Annotated in this window: 15 protein-coding genes and 1 pseudogene; 8 read left to right on the top strand and 8 right to left on the bottom strand. The window is 58.7% G+C overall.

Annotation, left to right across the window (positions count from 1 at the left end):
- Nucleotides 1–30: 30 nt before the first annotated feature.
- Nucleotides 31–822 (bottom strand): triose-phosphate isomerase, encoded by a 792-nt coding sequence (tpiA, locus tag J8C06_RS10645; protein ID WP_211428669.1) that lies wholly within the window; start codon nt 820–822, stop codon nt 31–33.
- 316 nt (nt 823–1,138) lie between these two features.
- On the opposite strand from tpiA, the gene J8C06_RS10650 reads away from it, so the two are divergent.
- The 5 genes and pseudogenes from J8C06_RS10650 to J8C06_RS10665 all read left to right on the top strand — a co-directional run bounded on the left by J8C06_RS10650 (nt 1,139) and on the right by J8C06_RS10665 (nt 5,585).
- Complete coding sequence (locus J8C06_RS10650; protein ID WP_211428670.1) at nt 1,139–1,324, top strand: PLDc N-terminal domain-containing protein; 186 nt, start codon at nt 1,139–1,141, stop codon at nt 1,322–1,324.
- 216 nt (nt 1,325–1,540) lie between these two features.
- A pseudogene (locus tag J8C06_RS15465) lies at nt 1,541–1,609 on the top strand (zinc-ribbon domain-containing protein); the annotation flags it as partial.
- A gap of 240 nt (nt 1,610–1,849) precedes the next feature.
- Complete coding sequence (locus J8C06_RS15320) at nt 1,850–2,395, top strand: FHA domain-containing protein (protein ID WP_281423824.1); 546 nt, start codon at nt 1,850–1,852, stop codon at nt 2,393–2,395.
- A 79-nt stretch (nt 2,396–2,474) separates the two neighbouring features.
- Nucleotides 2,475–3,806 (top strand): serine/threonine protein kinase, encoded by a 1,332-nt coding sequence (locus J8C06_RS10660; RefSeq protein ID WP_211428671.1) that lies wholly within the window; start codon nt 2,475–2,477, stop codon nt 3,804–3,806.
- Nucleotides 3,807–3,860: 54 nt separating this feature from the next.
- The gene (locus J8C06_RS10665; protein ID WP_211428672.1) at nt 3,861–5,585 is read left to right on the top strand and encodes a SpoIIE family protein phosphatase; all 1,725 of its coding nucleotides are present in this window, start codon (nt 3,861–3,863) and stop codon (nt 5,583–5,585) included.
- Nucleotides 5,586–5,643: 58 nt separating this feature from the next.
- On the opposite strand, the gene J8C06_RS10670 is transcribed toward J8C06_RS10665, so the two are convergent.
- The 5 genes from J8C06_RS10670 to mnmA form a co-directional block, all read right to left on the bottom strand.
- Nucleotides 5,644–6,009, bottom strand: a complete 366-nt coding sequence (locus J8C06_RS10670; protein ID WP_211428673.1) for a response regulator — start codon at nt 6,007–6,009, stop codon at nt 5,644–5,646.
- A gap of 32 nt (nt 6,010–6,041) precedes the next feature.
- Entirely contained in the window at nt 6,042–6,767 is a 726-nt protein-coding gene (locus J8C06_RS10675) for a Holliday junction resolvase RecU (RefSeq protein ID WP_211428674.1), read from the bottom strand.
- A 9-nt stretch (nt 6,768–6,776) separates the two neighbouring features.
- Nucleotides 6,777–7,664 (bottom strand): metallophosphoesterase, encoded by an 888-nt coding sequence (locus J8C06_RS10680; protein WP_211428675.1) that lies wholly within the window; start codon nt 7,662–7,664, stop codon nt 6,777–6,779.
- Nucleotides 7,665–7,718: 54 nt separating this feature from the next.
- Nucleotides 7,719–8,177, bottom strand: a complete 459-nt coding sequence (locus J8C06_RS10685; RefSeq protein WP_211428676.1) for a deoxyribodipyrimidine photo-lyase — start codon at nt 8,175–8,177, stop codon at nt 7,719–7,721.
- A 155-nt stretch (nt 8,178–8,332) separates the two neighbouring features.
- On the bottom strand, nt 8,333–9,511 hold the full coding sequence (gene mnmA / locus J8C06_RS10690) for a tRNA 2-thiouridine(34) synthase MnmA (protein ID WP_211428677.1): 1,179 nt from the start codon (nt 9,509–9,511) through the stop codon (nt 8,333–8,335).
- Nucleotides 9,512–9,742: 231 nt separating this feature from the next.
- Between mnmA and typA the strand changes: the two genes are divergently transcribed.
- The 3 genes from typA (at nt 9,743) to rsmD (ending at nt 12,976) form a co-directional block, all read left to right on the top strand.
- Nucleotides 9,743–11,560: a translational GTPase TypA gene (typA, locus tag J8C06_RS10695; RefSeq protein ID WP_455423720.1), complete on the top strand. Its 1,818-nt coding sequence runs from the start codon at nt 9,743–9,745 to the stop codon at nt 11,558–11,560.
- 75 nt (nt 11,561–11,635) lie between these two features.
- Entirely contained in the window at nt 11,636–12,319 is a 684-nt protein-coding gene (locus J8C06_RS10700) for an ABC transporter ATP-binding protein (RefSeq protein WP_211429895.1), read from the top strand.
- A 105-nt stretch (nt 12,320–12,424) separates the two neighbouring features.
- On the top strand, nt 12,425–12,976 hold the full coding sequence (gene rsmD / locus J8C06_RS10705) for a 16S rRNA (guanine(966)-N(2))-methyltransferase RsmD (RefSeq protein WP_211428679.1): 552 nt from the start codon (nt 12,425–12,427) through the stop codon (nt 12,974–12,976).
- Here the strand turns inward: rsmD and J8C06_RS10710 are convergent.
- Nucleotides 12,953–14,236, bottom strand: coding sequence for a hemolysin family protein (locus J8C06_RS10710; protein ID WP_211428680.1), 1,284 nt, complete (start codon nt 14,234–14,236; stop codon nt 12,953–12,955). The genes rsmD and J8C06_RS10710 overlap by 24 nt on opposite strands.
- A gap of 42 nt (nt 14,237–14,278) precedes the next feature.
- Nucleotides 14,279–14,803, bottom strand: a complete 525-nt coding sequence (ybeY, locus tag J8C06_RS10715; RefSeq protein WP_211428681.1) for an rRNA maturation RNase YbeY — start codon at nt 14,801–14,803, stop codon at nt 14,279–14,281.
- Nucleotides 14,804–14,850 lie beyond the last annotated feature (47 nt).

The raw sequence follows: 14,850 nt of genomic DNA on the forward strand, positions 1-14,850 counted from the left end.
ACATCTGCACCGTTCGGTGTCTTGGCCAAGTTAGACGCCTTGGGATGCGGGTGATGTCGCCAGCGCCCCACGAACGAGGTTAGCAAAACCAGAGGGTGACAAACTTGCCCCACCAACCAGTGCGCCATCCACGTCTGACAGCGCTGTAAACTCTGCAATGTTGTCTGCCGTCACACTTCCGCCGTAGAGAATTCGGAGCGTGTCGGCCGAAGCGCCAAACGTTGCCTCCCAAATGGCGCGTATATGCCGGTGCATTTGCTGGGCGATATCGGGCGTTGCGGCTTGTCCCGTGCCAATCGCCCACACCGGTTCGTAAGCGATCACTATACGGTGAACGTCAGCGTCTGTCAATGTATCGGTTATTGCCCGTAACTGGCGGGCGATGACCTCCAACGCCGCACCGGACTCACGCTCGGCCAGCGTCTCGCCCAGGCACACGATTGGGAGAAGTTGAGCATCGAGCGCCCGGCGCGTCTTCATAGCAACCACCGCATCCGTCTCGCCATAGTAGCGCCGCCGCTCAGAGTGGCCGACAATGACACCCTGGCATCCGACCTCTTTGAGCATAGCGGCTGACACTTCGCCGGTAAAAGCGCCTGACGGGCCTTCCGCGGCGACATTTTGAGCGAAAACTTGTAGGGTCGTTCCGTGCGCTGCCGCCACTGCGCTCGAAAGCGCCGTGAAGGGCGGCGCAATGGCCATATCGCACCCGCTGGACGATGACGGCAGATGCGATGCGAACTCAGCGACGTAGCCCACCGTCTCAGCGACGGTTTTGTGCATTTTCCAGTTCCCGACAATGAACGGCCTACGACTTGACATACGCCCCCACACAAGCAGATGGACAATTGATTTCGGCAAGCCCAACCGCGATGCTGACGTGGGCGACAGCCGACGGCAAAGCAACCACGGCTCGATGGCAACAGTCCACCAGGGCCGTGTTTATGCCTAGCAACTTTTACCTAGTCTCAAGCGTACAAGCTTTGCCTTCCAGGTGAAAGCTTGTGTTTTAGGTCAACCTCCTGGCAGTGCCGATCGTCTGCATCATTGATAGTTGCGCCGAAGCGCTTCGCAAGGGTCGGCGCGCAAGGCTTTGAACCAGCAAGTTGTTGTAACAAATCAACGGAGGACCCCGACCATGCTGCGTTACATGTTCTGGCTGATCACCACGACGCTGTGGATTATTGCCCTGGCTGATGCGATTCGGGGTGGTGGAACGCTCGGACGAAAACTTGTCTCAGTGGCGCTTATCATCGCTTTTCCGGTTATTGGCCCGTTACTCTACCTATTTGCTTTACGGGACTGGGCCCATGCCCGCGGCTGAGATGTGGCGAACAATCGGCACGGCGTCGTTGCGCACGCATGAGTTCGCACGCATGAGTTGACTAAGGGTGTGGTTGGCCAGGGTTGAGCCTCGCTCGTTATGGCTGGCTGAGCTTGGGGCAGGAAAGCTGCTTGCCCAAGGCATGGTTTTGGCTATAATCGGCTACTGCTTTGGCTCCTCGACCATCATACGCAGTTCAAGGTGAGGTCACGTGCGATGATACGTTGCCCGCAGTGCGGTACCGACAATCTCGATGGATCAGAGTACTGCGACGAGTGTGGTTATCAACTGCTTCCGGCTCATGGCCACCCGGCGGCTGGGCCGCCACGTGCCACACCGCCGGTCAGTTTCCCGCCACGCGACAATGCTTCTTACGGGGTAGCTCCAGCAGTAGGTAACCAAGGCGGTGGGCAAAGCCCAGTGATAGCTGCCCACAGCACGGCCAGGCCAGAAATGTTCCCTCCGCCCCCGCCGAATATGCCATCCATCCCCATGACTCCCTCACCGCGCTTGGAGCCGCCTCCGATGGCTCCAGTGGGTGACGTTTTTGCCGTCACGCCACCCACGCCAGCCCCCGTTGTGACACCACCCGTTGCGCCAACCCCATTCGTACCCCCGGCACCGCCAGCCGCCATGCCGCCACCCATGCCAAGCGTTCCCGCGATGAATGTCGCTGACAAAGCGCCGCAAGGACCGTCGCCAGTCCCTTCGGCTAAACCACCGGTGTCGTCCTCGGTAGTGCGCGCCAAGCTTGTCATTCAACGCGGAGGCACGGTTGGAAAAGAGTTCCTGCTGACCGAAACCGAGTCAAACATTGGGCGGTGGGATGCCGACGGGGGTATTTTTCCAGATGTTGACCTCGATCAAGATGACCCAGAGGCAAAAGTCTCCCGCCGTCATGCGCGCATCGTTTGCCAAGAGGGGCAGTATGTTCTCGAAGACCTTGGCAGCACCAATGGCACGTTCGTCAACCGCGGTCGCCGTTTGCTTCCGGGCAACCGTCATCCGCTCAATGATGGTGACGAAATCATTGTCGGCAAAACATTTCTGAAGTTTCTTTATATTCGCTGAAGCGCACGTTGTGCTTGGTCAGGCGCGGGTTGGCTCCCCTAACGCGCGCCAGTATTGCTAAATCCAGCATTGCCAAATCATGGTGAATCAAAAACAACTCGCGCCAGAGACGCTGCTCGAAGGACGCTATCGCATTGTCAAGCGGATTGGTGGCGGCGGCATGGGCAGTGTGTATTTAGCCTATGATCAGAAATTTGGTCCAGCGAACGACAAGACCCGCCGCGCCGTCAAGGAAATGTTTGACGTTTTTACCGACCCCGCTCAACGGCAGAAGGCCATTGAAGACTTTCAGCGCGAAGGTCAACTGCTGGCTAGCCTCGAACACCCATCCATCCCGACGGTCTATGATTACTTTGTCAACGACGGTAAGTATTACCTCGTGATGAAGTACGTTCCTGGCGGCGACTTGGCTAAAAAGCTCAAAGAAAGTCCGACCGGCTACATTGATGAAAGAACGGTGACGGAATGGGCGATTCAAACCTGCGATGTGTTGGACTACATCCACAACCAGAATCCACCCGTCATTTACCGCGACCTCAAACCTGCCAACCTCATGTTGGATGACAGCCGGACGCCACCGCGGGTCATGCTGATTGATTTTGGGATTGCCCGCTTCGTCTCACCGACGCAAAAGGGCGTGACGGCAATCGGGACGATGGGGTACGCGCCACCAGAACTCTTTTCGGGTCAAGTCGAGCCACGGTCGGACCTCTATTCGCTCGGGGCCACGATGTTTCACTTGCTGACCGGGTCTGACCCACAAGACAATCCATTGCTCATCTTCGACTTTGACCGCTATCCGCGCCCGCGCGACATCAACCCCAAACTGAGCAAAGGCATTGAAACCATCGTCATCAAGGCTGTTGCGCACAAACCCCATGATCGCCCAGCTTCGGCGGCTGAAATGAAGCGCATGCTGGAAGAACACCTCCGGCGGCTTGACAGCCCACCGATGCCCAACCTCGACCTAGCCTTTTGTATCGCCTGTGGTGGGAGCATTGCACCGGATGACGCTTTCTGTCCGCACTGTGGCGCCGCTCAACCCAGTGCCGGTGGACGGAGCGGCGCGACTGGGCGGACCATAGCTCGCTTGCAGGTCATTGATGCGCACGGCAAGACCACGGCAGCCTACGAGCTTGTCAAGGAAAGCCTGCTGCTGGGGCGGACAGACCCACACACGGGGAACTTTCCCGAAATTGACCTGACGCCACACGACTTTGAGACCAAGGTCTCACGTCGCCATGCACGATTATTTCAGGAAGGCGGCCGCTTCTTCATTGAGGATCTGTCAAGCGTCAACGGAACATTTCTCAATGGGAGTACCCGGCTGATACCGAAGACGCCGCACCCACTGCAAGACGGCGACGAGCTTAAACTCGGTGAAACGCGCGTTCGCTTCACGGCTCGCTGACGAATCCAGCGCGGCTTCACGGCAGCGCAGAGAGCACAATCCTGGCTAGGCTTCATGATTTCACGCCACTTACCCCCGGCGATCCAGGTTCGCCCGCCATCGGGGGCTTCGTTTGAAGTCTTGCTGAAAGGCTTCCGGCTTACCATCGGTCGGTCGTCACGAAACGATGTCTGCTTGAACGACCCTTTCGTTTCGCGGCTGCACGCTGAGATTCGGCGGGATGGTGAGTGCTTTGTGCTTCATGACAGTGGCAGTGCCAACGGCACCTATCACAATGGGCGGCGGATTGAGTCCAGTACCGCGCTTCAGCTCGGCGACATCATTCGGGTTGGTGAAACGGAGCTTCACGTCGCCGATGTGACGACTTATGCATCTGGCTCGCACATCTCATCGCCCGCATTTCGCTTTACGGAAGCCGGTCCGACCGCCCCAACGGAAATTCTTACGTCCCGGCATACGCTGCCCCGACGACCGGCAAGCGGATCAACCCCACGCCTGAACCAAGCGGAAACAGCGACCCTCACGCCCCAATCGCCAACGGCGCAGCTTGCCCGCCGCTCTCGTGATTGGCTGGGGTTGTTTAGCTCGGTTGTGGAAACCCTGCTGGTTGACCAATCGCTGGAGGAGACCCTCGACACCATTCTTGGCCTCACCTTTGAGGCGCTGGCCGCCGAGCGAGCCTATCTGCTGCTACGAGACACCCACGGGGCACTCCAGCCACAAGCGCACCGCGCTACCCAGTCGGCGGCCAACTGGGAAGTCACGCTACCGTGGTCAATCTACGAGTGCGTCATGCGAAACGGAGACCCCATACTGGTTCTGAATGCCCAGGCAGATGACCGTATGAGCGGCGAGACCTCGGCCGTTTCACTCATTGCCGCGCCGCTCATCGGGGGCGGAGCAGTGCTCGGCATGCTTTACTTGGATAGCCCGTTTGCGGTCGGCTGCTTCGACGAAGACGATCTCAACCTGCTGATGACAATTGCCCGCGTGGCCGCCATCAAGGTCGAGAACGCCAACTTGCTGGAGGCGCGCCTCGAGACCCGCCGCTTTGAAGAAGAACTCAAGGTCGCCAGTGAAATTCAACTGAGCTTGCACCCCGCCCGCCCGCCTCACCTGCCAGGCTACGACATCACCGGCTTGAGTTTTCCCTGCCGTGAAATCGGAGGGGACTACTATGACTTCATTCCGCGTGGCAATGGGAAGCTGCTCATTGCCGTTGGCGACGCTGCCGGCAAGGGCATGGGCGCGGCACTGATGATGTCCAGCGTCCATGCAGCGCTACGCGCTCAAGCCCAAACCGAACGCTCCCTGACCGACATCGTTGCCGCGGTGAACGACTATGTGGTTGAAAACTCGCCAGACAACAAGTTCCTCACCCTGTTTTGTGCCGAGCTTGATCCGGCGACGGGCGCGTTTTGCTACACGAGCGCCGGCCACGACCCGGCGCTACTGGTGCGGGCGGATGGAACCTACACCGAGCTGCCGGCCCAGAGCATTCCGGTCGGGATTGCATTGGGGTCCGCGCCGGGTGTCATCCAGGGATGCCTCGCGCCGGGCGACGTCCTCGTGATTTACACCGACGGCTTGACCGAGAGTGCAAGCGAACAAGGTGAAATCTTTGGCCTCACGCGACTTGCGCAAACCGTTGTCAAACACCGGGACTTGAACACCTCACGCCTGCGCGACCGCGTGGATGAAGCGGTAAGTCGGTTTGTCGGCCGCGCCCCAGCCACCGATGACATGACCCTGGTGCTGGTTCGCCGCCTGCCGCGCTAACCACGACTGCGCTAGGTGGGAGGTCTGCGGGCAACCGCGCTACCATCCGGCAACGCGCTCAGCGCCGGAACATCCGGCGCACGACTTGCTGTAAATCTTCCAGTTCAAATGGTTTGACCAGAAAAGCCACCCGGTCGGGCGGGAACAGGCGGCGAACATGCGCCGTAATGTCCGTGCCAGACATAATGATGATACGCACTTCTGGGCGCTGGGCCAGCACGTCCTTGGCAAGCTGCAAGCCGTTGAGACCAGGCATTCGCACGTCGGTCAGGATGCCTTGCAAAGCCGGGAGGGCCAGCGCCTTGCGCCGCGCTTCCTGCCCATTTTGGGCTAGGACGATTTCATACTCCGGCTCCAGCAGCTCGGCATACAGCTCGCATAGCAGCTCTTCATCATCGGCAATCAAAACAATTGGCTTTGGCACTGGTTTCTTGGCAAATGGTCTGGGTTCTTGGTTTAGCCACAGTTCCCGGCAAAGGTTGGCCGCCGTGGTTTGGGGTCCGCTTTTATCTGGTTGACAAAGCCTTGATAGGTTGCACCGTGACGGGCTTCCTGACGCTCGATTGCCGTCAGATAGTCATAAATGACCAATCCCCGCCCGGCTGAAACGCGCTCCAACTGCTCGGCGCAAAACTGATAGGGAATGCTTTTGCGGCGGCGTGCCGCGCGAAAAAGTGTCACGACCTGAATAGGCACAAAAAAAACTGATTGATGCGCAGCAAATTCAACCAGAAATCCCGCCGCGGCACCACAGGCTGCCATCCGCTCAAGAAATGTCACCTGATGCGGATGTAGATTGTCGAAGTCAAGCGCGTTGCGCTTGGTTGTCTTGGCATCGTAAAAAATCGCCCGTCCTCCGGGAGCCATGACCCCGCCGTAGTCCGGCTCGCCCCGTGACTCGGGCACAAAGGCACGGGGGTCACCCGCCTGACCGGCGACCAGACTGGCTTGCAGCGCCGCAGCGGTCATCGTTGCCCCCGTTTTGAGTGGCGCAAGCGATGGCGTAAGCGGAATGACCAATCCCCGCCGGCGGATATTCGTGGGCACAACATATTTCCCCGGAATGGCTTTGCGTGTAATGCACGCACGTCCGAGCTTTTCATACGCTTCGTTGGTGTGATTGATCGCTTCCTGAAACCCGCTCCCCCGCTCGGCGCCACGTTGTTGTCGTCCGCGCGTCATGGTTCGGTTCTAAGTTCGCAATTCCTGCGTGCCGGGGCGAACCAGGCGCAGGAGGGAAATTTCTGGCGGGCATTGGTAGCGAATCGGCAAAAAAATCGTCCCAAGCCCGCGGTTGACATAAATCTGGGTTTCCTTCATCTGCGCCAAGCCACGGGTATATTGTTTCCCGTGCCGGTTGTAGGAAATCGGCGAACCAATCACCGGAAGCTTGACTTGCCCACCATGGGTGTGTCCTGACAGCACGAGGTCACACTCAGCGAGCGAGGCTTCCTTGATGATGTCCGGGTTATGCGACAACAGAATCCGCACGTCCCGCCGCCGTGTTCCCTTGAGCGCGGCCACGAGATCGTGGTTGCGCGTCGTCGTATCGCCAAGTCCACACAGGTAAATAAACCGGCCGCCGATATAGAGCGGAAGGTTGGTGTTGTTGAGGACGGGAATTCCCTGCTTCTCAAAGGCTCGCGTCACCACCGCCGCGCCAACCCAGACATCGTGGTTGCCCAAAACGGCAAAGACCCCGAAGCGCGCGCGCAAGCGTCCCAAACACTCCGCGCATGGCTCAACATAGCGCGTCGTGTGCGTCACATAATCGCCCGTCAACACGATGACATCCGGGTGTAGCGCATTGGTTTCAGCAACCGCTTCCTCGAGATGCTCAAGCGAAAGATACGGGCTATGGTGGATATCCGAGAGCTGCGCAATGGTAAATCCGTGAAAGTCGTCCGGCAGGTCGTCAATGACGATGTCTTGGCGGTCAATCTGAAAGCGATAGGTCTCTCCAACTTCGAGGTTCGCCCGCTCGATGAAGTCGGCTGTAAGCTCAATCAGCGCGTCGCGCTGTCTAAGACTTCGCGGGTGCTTCGCGCTGGTGCGGTTGAGAATTCGGGCTAAAGGCATGGTTACTCGTAGGCGGAAGCAGATACACAATGCGATGATCCACCCTGGCGCGGGTCAATCACGGAAAGCAGCTCGTTCGATTCTTTTCCAAAATGCCATGAAACGTTTGGGCGCTGGGCCACTATACGGCACGAGCTTGGGCTTTGGAAACTGCCGCACCGTCAGCCCGTGCTGCTCAAACTGGCGGACGAATTGCCGGTAGCGCGGCGCATAGGTTTCCGTTACGGCGAGCTGGGTTGCTCCGCAGGCCCGGCAAACATCCAGAACTTCATCCACCACCCGCCCCCGGCGCAGTTCCTTGACTGGATTGGGAATCTGCTCGTAAAGGTCCACAAGGCACTCGTACATGAAGAACAACCGCTTGAAGGTCAGGCGGTAGTGTCCGGTCAGCAGTGGTTCATCAAACACAAACACAACCGGCGCATCGGGATAAGCCTGCAATGCCGCGTCATGAGGCGAGAGCGAATCGCCATGCAGCCAAACACAGGTGATGGAAGCAACGGTTGGTGCCATACGGTCTCGCGCAAAAATTTGTTCTTGCCATTGGTTTGTGTTTAGCGAGTTTAGCCCGGTAACGCAACAAAGAAGTCAGACTAACAAGTATTTTTTTCTAGGGAAGCAAGGTATTTGTCTTGCGCTGACCCAGCTCGACAAACGCCTAGGCGCAATCAGTCCTGGGCTAAAATCCAACCGCCGCCCAGGACTCGCTCGCCATCATAGAAAACAACCGCCTGGCCGGGCGTCATGGCCTTCTGGGGCGTATCAAAAACAACCCGCGCCGTACCATCTGGTTGTGGATAGACCACCGCTGGCGCTTCCTCATGGCGGTAACGAATGCGTGCCGCGCAGCGCAGCGGCGCCGTTGGGGACGTGACCGCGATCCAGTTCAGGCGGCCAGCCACTAGCGACTTGCCCGGCAAATCCTCCTCTGACCCAACGATGACCCGGCCGCTGACCGCGTCAATCCCGACCACGTAAAGTGGGCGCCCATCGCCGGTGTGAACGCCAAGGCCACGCCGCTGGCCAATCGTGTAGCGGTGCGTCCCGGCATGCCGGCCTAACACGCGCCCATCCGTAGTCACGATGTCACCCGGCTGCGGTAAGTTTCGGCGTAATCCGAGCTGCACCAGCGCCGGCGCGACCGGTGACTGGGGGACGCCTTCCACGCTACCGCCAGCATCCGCCAGATAGCGTTCGATGAAACGCGCATAGTTGCCATCAGGAATGAAGCAAATTTCCTGGCTTTCAGCTTTTTCAGCCGTTGGCAGCCCATGGCGCCGGGCAATCTCGCGGGTTTCAGCTTTTGACAGCTCACCCAATGGAAAAAGCGCGCAGGCAAGTTGGTCCTGGGTCAGCTCAAAGAGAAAGTAGGATTGATCCTTGCGCAGGTCGCGCCCCTTGAGCAGTTCCCACCGTCCGGTGGTGGGGTTGAACTGCACCCGCGCATAGTGTCCGGTGGCAACTTTCGTCGCCCCGACATCCCGCGCCAGCGCCACCAGGGTATCAAACTTCATCCGACTGTTGCAGGCGACACAGGGGCTAGGCGTATTGCCGTTCAGATAGCTCACCACAAACGGCCGGACGACGCGGGACTCAAAATCCTCCTCAAAGTTGAGCACATAAAATGGAATTCCCAGTAAGTCAGCTACGGCCCGCGCATCGTAAAGGTCATCAAGCGAACAGCAGCGCGAGGGTAAGGGGTTGCCATCCGCGTCCACGTTGATGCGGCGCTGGTTCCAGAGCTGCATGGAAAGACCGATGAGGTCGTAGCCTTGCTCCTTGAGCAGCGCCGCGACAGTCGAGCTATCCACGCCGCCCGACATAGCGACGGCAATGCGTTCGGTCATGAGCCTTTGATCTTCCTTTCCTGTGTTCGCCACCGTTTACCCAGTGGCGATTCAACCAGACTCGTGATTATAGCGCCCGCGCAACCCCGACCAAGGCAACTTGGTGGCGGCGGCGCGCCAGACCGGAAACCCTGGGTAGCCATTCTGGTGGAAGTGCGCTAGCCTACGCCCTTTTTTTGAACGCTTGACCCTTGTTGCACTCGTGGTTCAGACGCCCAACGCTAAGAGGTACTGCCCGTGGAAAGTCGTACGGATATTCGCAACCTTGCCATCATTGCCCACGTTGACCATGGCAAAACCACGCTTGTGGACGCCCTCCTGCGCCAGTCTGGAACCTTCCGCACCAATGAAAAGGTTGCAGATCGTGTCATGGACAACCTCGACCTCGAACGCGAGCGGGGCATCACGATCATGGCCAAAAACACGGCGGTGCGTTATGGTGATGTCAAAATCAACATCGTGGACACACCGGGCCACGCTGACTTCGGCGGCGAGGTGCAGCGCATTCTGAAAATGGTGGACGGTGTCGTTTTGCTGGTGGATGCTTCCGAAGGGCCGCTCCCGCAGACGCGCTATGTGCTGTCCAAAGCCCTTGAACTCAATCTCAAAGCCATTGTCGTCATCAACAAGATTGATCGTCCCGATGCGCGCATTCAGGAGGTTGTCAACGAGGTCTATGACCTGTTCATTGACCTGGACGCCAACGAAGAACAAATCGAGTTTCCGATTGTCTATACGATTGGGCGGGACGGCATCGCCAAGCGCCGGCCTGAAGACGAAGCCTCTGATTTGCGCGTACTTTTTGAGCAAATCATTGAAACCATCCCGGCGCCAATTGACCGGCGACACGAGACACTCCAGGTTTTGGTCACGAACATTGGTTACGATGAATATGTTGGCCGCCTAGGGATTGGGCGCGTCGTGGCGGGCGAACTGACCATCGGACAGCCGGTGAGCCTGTGCAAGCGGGATGGCTCGGTTGAAAAACACCGCATCACCCAGCTTTACACTTTTGAAGGCCTCAAGCGTGTTCCCTGTGAACGTGCGGCTTCCGGCGACATCATCACCGTTGCCGGAATTCCCGACATCAACATTGGCGAAACCATTTCTGACGCCGAACAGCCCAAGGCGCTCCCGCTCATCCAGATTGACGAACCAACCATCTCGATGGTGTTTGGCGTCAACACCTCGCCCTTTGCTGGACGCGAGGGCAAGTACGTGACCTCGCGCCAAATTCGTGAGCGGCTGGACAAAGAGCTGCTGGGGAACGTCTCCATCCGGGTCGAGGACACCGACTCACCAGAAGCCTTCAAGGTGACTGGCCGGGGTGAACTCCAACTATCCATCCTTATCGAGCAAATGCGCCGTGAAGGGTATGAAGTACAGGTGTCGAAGCCAGAAGTGGTTACGCGCCAGGAAGACGGCATCCTCAAGGAACCAATCGAACTGGCGGTGGTGGACTGTCCAGACACGTTTGTTGGCGTCATTACCGAAGCCATGGGTCGGCGCCGCGGCGTCATGACGAAAATGATCAATCACGGCACGGGCCGCGTGCGCATGGAGTTTGAAATTCCATCCCGTGGCCTGATTGGCTTTCGGTCGGAGTTTCTCACCGACACCAAGGGCACCGGGCTGCTCAACACCATGTTTCTCCGGTGGGACAAGTGGCTCGGGCCGATTGCCTCACGACTCAACGGCGTGTTGGTCTCTGATCGCGCCGGCGAAGCAACGGCCTATGCTCTCTATAACCTGCAAGAGCGCGGCGAAATGTTTGTGAAGCCGGGGACGGCTGTGTACGAAGGGATGATTGTCGGCGAGAACTCCCGTGAAAATGACCTCGATGTGAACGTTGTGCGCGAGAAAAAGCTGACCAACATGCGCGCCTCAACCGCCGATGAAGGCATCCGGCTCGTTCCGGCGCGTGAGCTTTCGCTTGAACAGGCGCTGGAGTTCATCGCTGATGATGAGCTGGTTGAAGTCACGCCAACGGCAATTCGTCTGCGCAAACGAGTCCTGGCGGCCAACCTGCGCCCGAAGCGCAAAGAATAATCCCGCCGAGAGCATAGTCCGCGTAGTTTCACCTCACACGACACGACGCACTGCTGGAGACGCAGCCTGTTGCCTGTGCTTGTTGTCAACCAACTGACCTATCGGTATCCGGGGACGACGCCTGGGCAACCGCCGCTGGTGGTCTTTGAACGCTTGTGCTGGTCGGTGGACGCCGGCACGTCAACCGCCATCGTTGGCGCGTCGGGGGTTGGAAAATCCACGTTGCTGCACGTTCTGGGCGGACTCGACGCCCCAACGTCCGGCGAAGTGCGCGTCATGGGCGCGTCGCTGTGGGCAATGTCGGCAACGGCGCGCGCGCGGTTTCGCAACCAGACCATCGGCTTCGTGTTTCAGTTCCACCATTTGCTGCCAGAGTTCACGGCGCTCGAAAACGTTGCGCTGCCGATGCGGATGGCGGGGGTTTCAGCGGCCGAAAGTCATCGGCGCGCGGAGGCGTTGCTTGAGCGGGTTGGGCTGGGCAACCGCCGGCATCACCTGCCAACCGAGCTTTCCGGTGGCGAAAGTCAGCGGGTGGCGCTGGCGCGGGCACTGGCGAACACGCCCCCGCTGCTTCTGGCCGACGAGCCAACGGGCAATCTCGATGAGCGCACGGCGGCTGAAGTTCTCAAGTTGTTGCATGAGCTTCAGCAGGATCACCACATGACGCTGGTGATCGTCACCCATGACACCAACTTGGCGGCCACCTGCCAGCAGGTGTGGCGACTCGAACATGGTCAACTCACGCGCACCGGGCCTTGAGATCGGCAGGTAGCCAGGCAGCACAACCAGCCTGCCACCCAAGCATCGGTTGCCAAGCTCAAAACAAACGATTAGCGTCACGAACGTAGGTGGAGGAAACGGCTCATGCGCGTGATCGCCGGCTTGCATCGGGGCAAGCGCCTGCGCAGCAACGATGGGTTGCACGTACGTCCGACTTCAGATCGCCTGCGCGAAACGCTTTTCAACATTCTGTCGCCGTACATCAGCGCCACAACGTTTCTCGATCTATGTGCCGGTTCGGGCGCGGTTGGCATTGAAGCCCTGAGCCGTGGCGCGCAGCAGGTGACATTTGTCGAGAATTCACGCCGTGCACTGATGGCGCTCGTGGACAACCTGGCCCGCTGTGGCATCGGCGAAGAAGCTGAACTGGTGCAGCGCGATGCCGTCAGCGCAGTCAAGCAGTTCATCCAAGCGGAGCGGCGGTTTGACTTCATTTTTTGCGACCCACCCTATGCCTCACCGATTTACGCGCCATTGCTCGACCTGTTGGGTGCGCATCCATTGCTCAACGCGGATGGGTGGCTCGTCGTCGAGCACCACGCCAAGCGCCCCCTGGCCGAAACGATTGGGCGGCTGCGCCGCTTTCGGGCCGTCCAGCAGGGTGAATCCACACTAAGTTTCTTCGGAAGCCTGTGAGTCCGTCACGGGTTTGCGAAGCCGGACGCGACGAATCGCACGCCCATCACTCTCCAGAACCTCAACTTCAAGTCCGCGCACAATAAAGTGCTCCCCGGTGGAAGGGACACGCTCCAGTTCGGAAACAATGAACCCGTTGACGGTCTGAAAGTCATCGCCGGATAGCTCCCGTTCGGTCACGAGTTCAACCTTGCGAATCTCGGTGCTCCCACGCACCAGCCATGCGCCGTCCGTTTCGAGCAACACTTCCTCGACCTCTGAAGACTGGTCCTCGTCTTCAATCTCACCGACGATTTCTTCGAGGATGTCCTCGATGGTCACGAGTCCGGCAACATCACCATATTCATCAATCACCAGAGCGATTTGCATGGCCGATTTGCGCATATCTTCCAACAAATCACCGATACTTTTGCTTTCAGGAACAAAATAAGCCGGGCGCACGATCTCACGAACGGGTACGTGTTCGCGCCCATTGAGAAGACAGTCCAGCACATCACGAATAAAGACAATCCCTACAATGTCATCCGAGTCCTGCTCAAAAACTGGCAGCCGCGAGTGACGTTCGCGCGTCATGGTTTCGCTGGCTTCACGCACACTGGAGGAGGCGCGCACCGAAATGATGTCCGGCCGTTGCGTCATGATGTCACGAACGGCCGTGTCACTAAACTCAATGACTGACTGGATGAGTTCGCCTTCTTCTTCTTCGATGATGCCGGCTTCCTCGCCAACGTCAATCAGGGCCTGGATGCCCTCGCCTTCCGATGGCGGGGTTGAATCGGGGGTGATGCTGCGTTCTGACTCGGCCCGAAAGCTCATGATGAGTTGGCGCATGGGCCGCACGATGGGCTGGACGGCATTGAAATACAGCCGAAACCAGGGCAGGAAGCGAAGCAGATAGGCCTCGGGCTGATTCTGGACAATGATGCGCGGCAGAATTTGGCGGGCCGGAATAACCAGAAAAAGTGCGATGCCAACGGCGGCCAGCAGTGCCCAAGGCGATGCAAAGCGGTGCGCCAGCATGACCGCCAGGGTTGTCACAACCAGCGTGCCCGACTGTAAGCCAAGCGACAGGCTCAACCAGAAGTCTAATCGGTGACTCAACAGATGGCGGAGAAACCGGCGCTGCGGGGACTCATCAGGTAGTTCAGCCGCCAGCGACCGCAGCGTGACTTCGGAAATCGAGCCATGAGCACTTTCCACGATAGCTAGAAAGAACAGGCCGCCAATCGTTAGCAGCGCGAAGGCTAGCTCATATTCCATAATGTGACGTGCGCTGCTTGCGCGAAGCGGAGGCAAACCAGCTTACCTGGCATCGGCTGACACCAGGGCAGTCCGCAGAAATCGCTGCCGAAGCTGACGCTCCAGGCGCGTCATTTGCCCTGCGTCAGTTTCGTGATCATACCCACATAGATGGACAACGCCGTGGATAACGAGTCTTTGGATTTCTTCGGCGAATGTCAAGGCATGGCGTTCGGCATAGCGGCGGGCCGTTGGCGTGGCAATCACCACCTCACCCAGCAGGGGACGGTCGTCGCCGTACGTAGTCGGTGGCTGGCTGAAAAACCAGGCTTCGCGCTGGGCAGGTGTGGACTCGTAAGGCGAGAGGAGCGGTAAGTGAACAAAAGATAAAACATCGGTCGGGGCGTTGATGCCTCGGTAGGCCTGATTGAGCCGCCGCATTGGCTCATCGCTGATGAAGACAACGTTGGCATCCAAGGCCGATGCCAGCCGCGCGCCCAACACGGCTTCCAGCGTAGCCGACGCCAGCGCCGCGACGGCAGCGCGGTCGAGTCGCTCACGGCGTTGGCGATTGATGACGAAAATCACAGGGGTTGGCAGTTTGACTAGGGTTGGGATTAGCTGGGACGAGCGTC

The organism is Chloracidobacterium validum, from assembly GCF_018304825.1.
Lineage (GTDB): Bacteria > Acidobacteriota > Blastocatellia > Chloracidobacteriales > Chloracidobacteriaceae > Chloracidobacterium > Chloracidobacterium validum.

Bases quoted from the DNA above. Each gene is read 5' to 3' on its own strand.
- tpiA (WP_211428669.1), bottom strand. From the start codon at position 822: ATGTCAAGTCGTAGGCCGTTCATTGTCGGGAACTGGAAAATGCACAAA.
- J8C06_RS10650 (WP_211428670.1), top strand. From the start codon at position 1,139: ATGCTGCGTTACATGTTCTGGCTGATCACCACGACGCTGTGGATTATT.
- J8C06_RS15320 (WP_281423824.1), top strand. From the start codon at position 1,850: ATGGCTCCAGTGGGTGACGTTTTTGCCGTCACGCCACCCACGCCAGCC.
- J8C06_RS10660 (WP_211428671.1), top strand. From the start codon at position 2,475: ATGGTGAATCAAAAACAACTCGCGCCAGAGACGCTGCTCGAAGGACGC.
- J8C06_RS10665 (WP_211428672.1), top strand. From the start codon at position 3,861: ATGATTTCACGCCACTTACCCCCGGCGATCCAGGTTCGCCCGCCATCG.
- J8C06_RS10675 (WP_211428674.1), bottom strand. From the start codon at position 6,767: ATGACGCGCGGACGACAACAACGTGGCGCCGAGCGGGGGAGCGGGTTT.
- J8C06_RS10680 (WP_211428675.1), bottom strand. From the start codon at position 7,664: ATGCCTTTAGCCCGAATTCTCAACCGCACCAGCGCGAAGCACCCGCGA.
- J8C06_RS10685 (WP_211428676.1), bottom strand. From the start codon at position 8,177: ATGGCACCAACCGTTGCTTCCATCACCTGTGTTTGGCTGCATGGCGAT.
- mnmA (WP_211428677.1), bottom strand. From the start codon at position 9,511: ATGACCGAACGCATTGCCGTCGCTATGTCGGGCGGCGTGGATAGCTCG.
- rsmD (WP_211428679.1), top strand. From the start codon at position 12,425: ATGCGCGTGATCGCCGGCTTGCATCGGGGCAAGCGCCTGCGCAGCAAC.
- J8C06_RS10710 (WP_211428680.1), bottom strand. From the start codon at position 14,236: ATGGAATATGAGCTAGCCTTCGCGCTGCTAACGATTGGCGGCCTGTTC.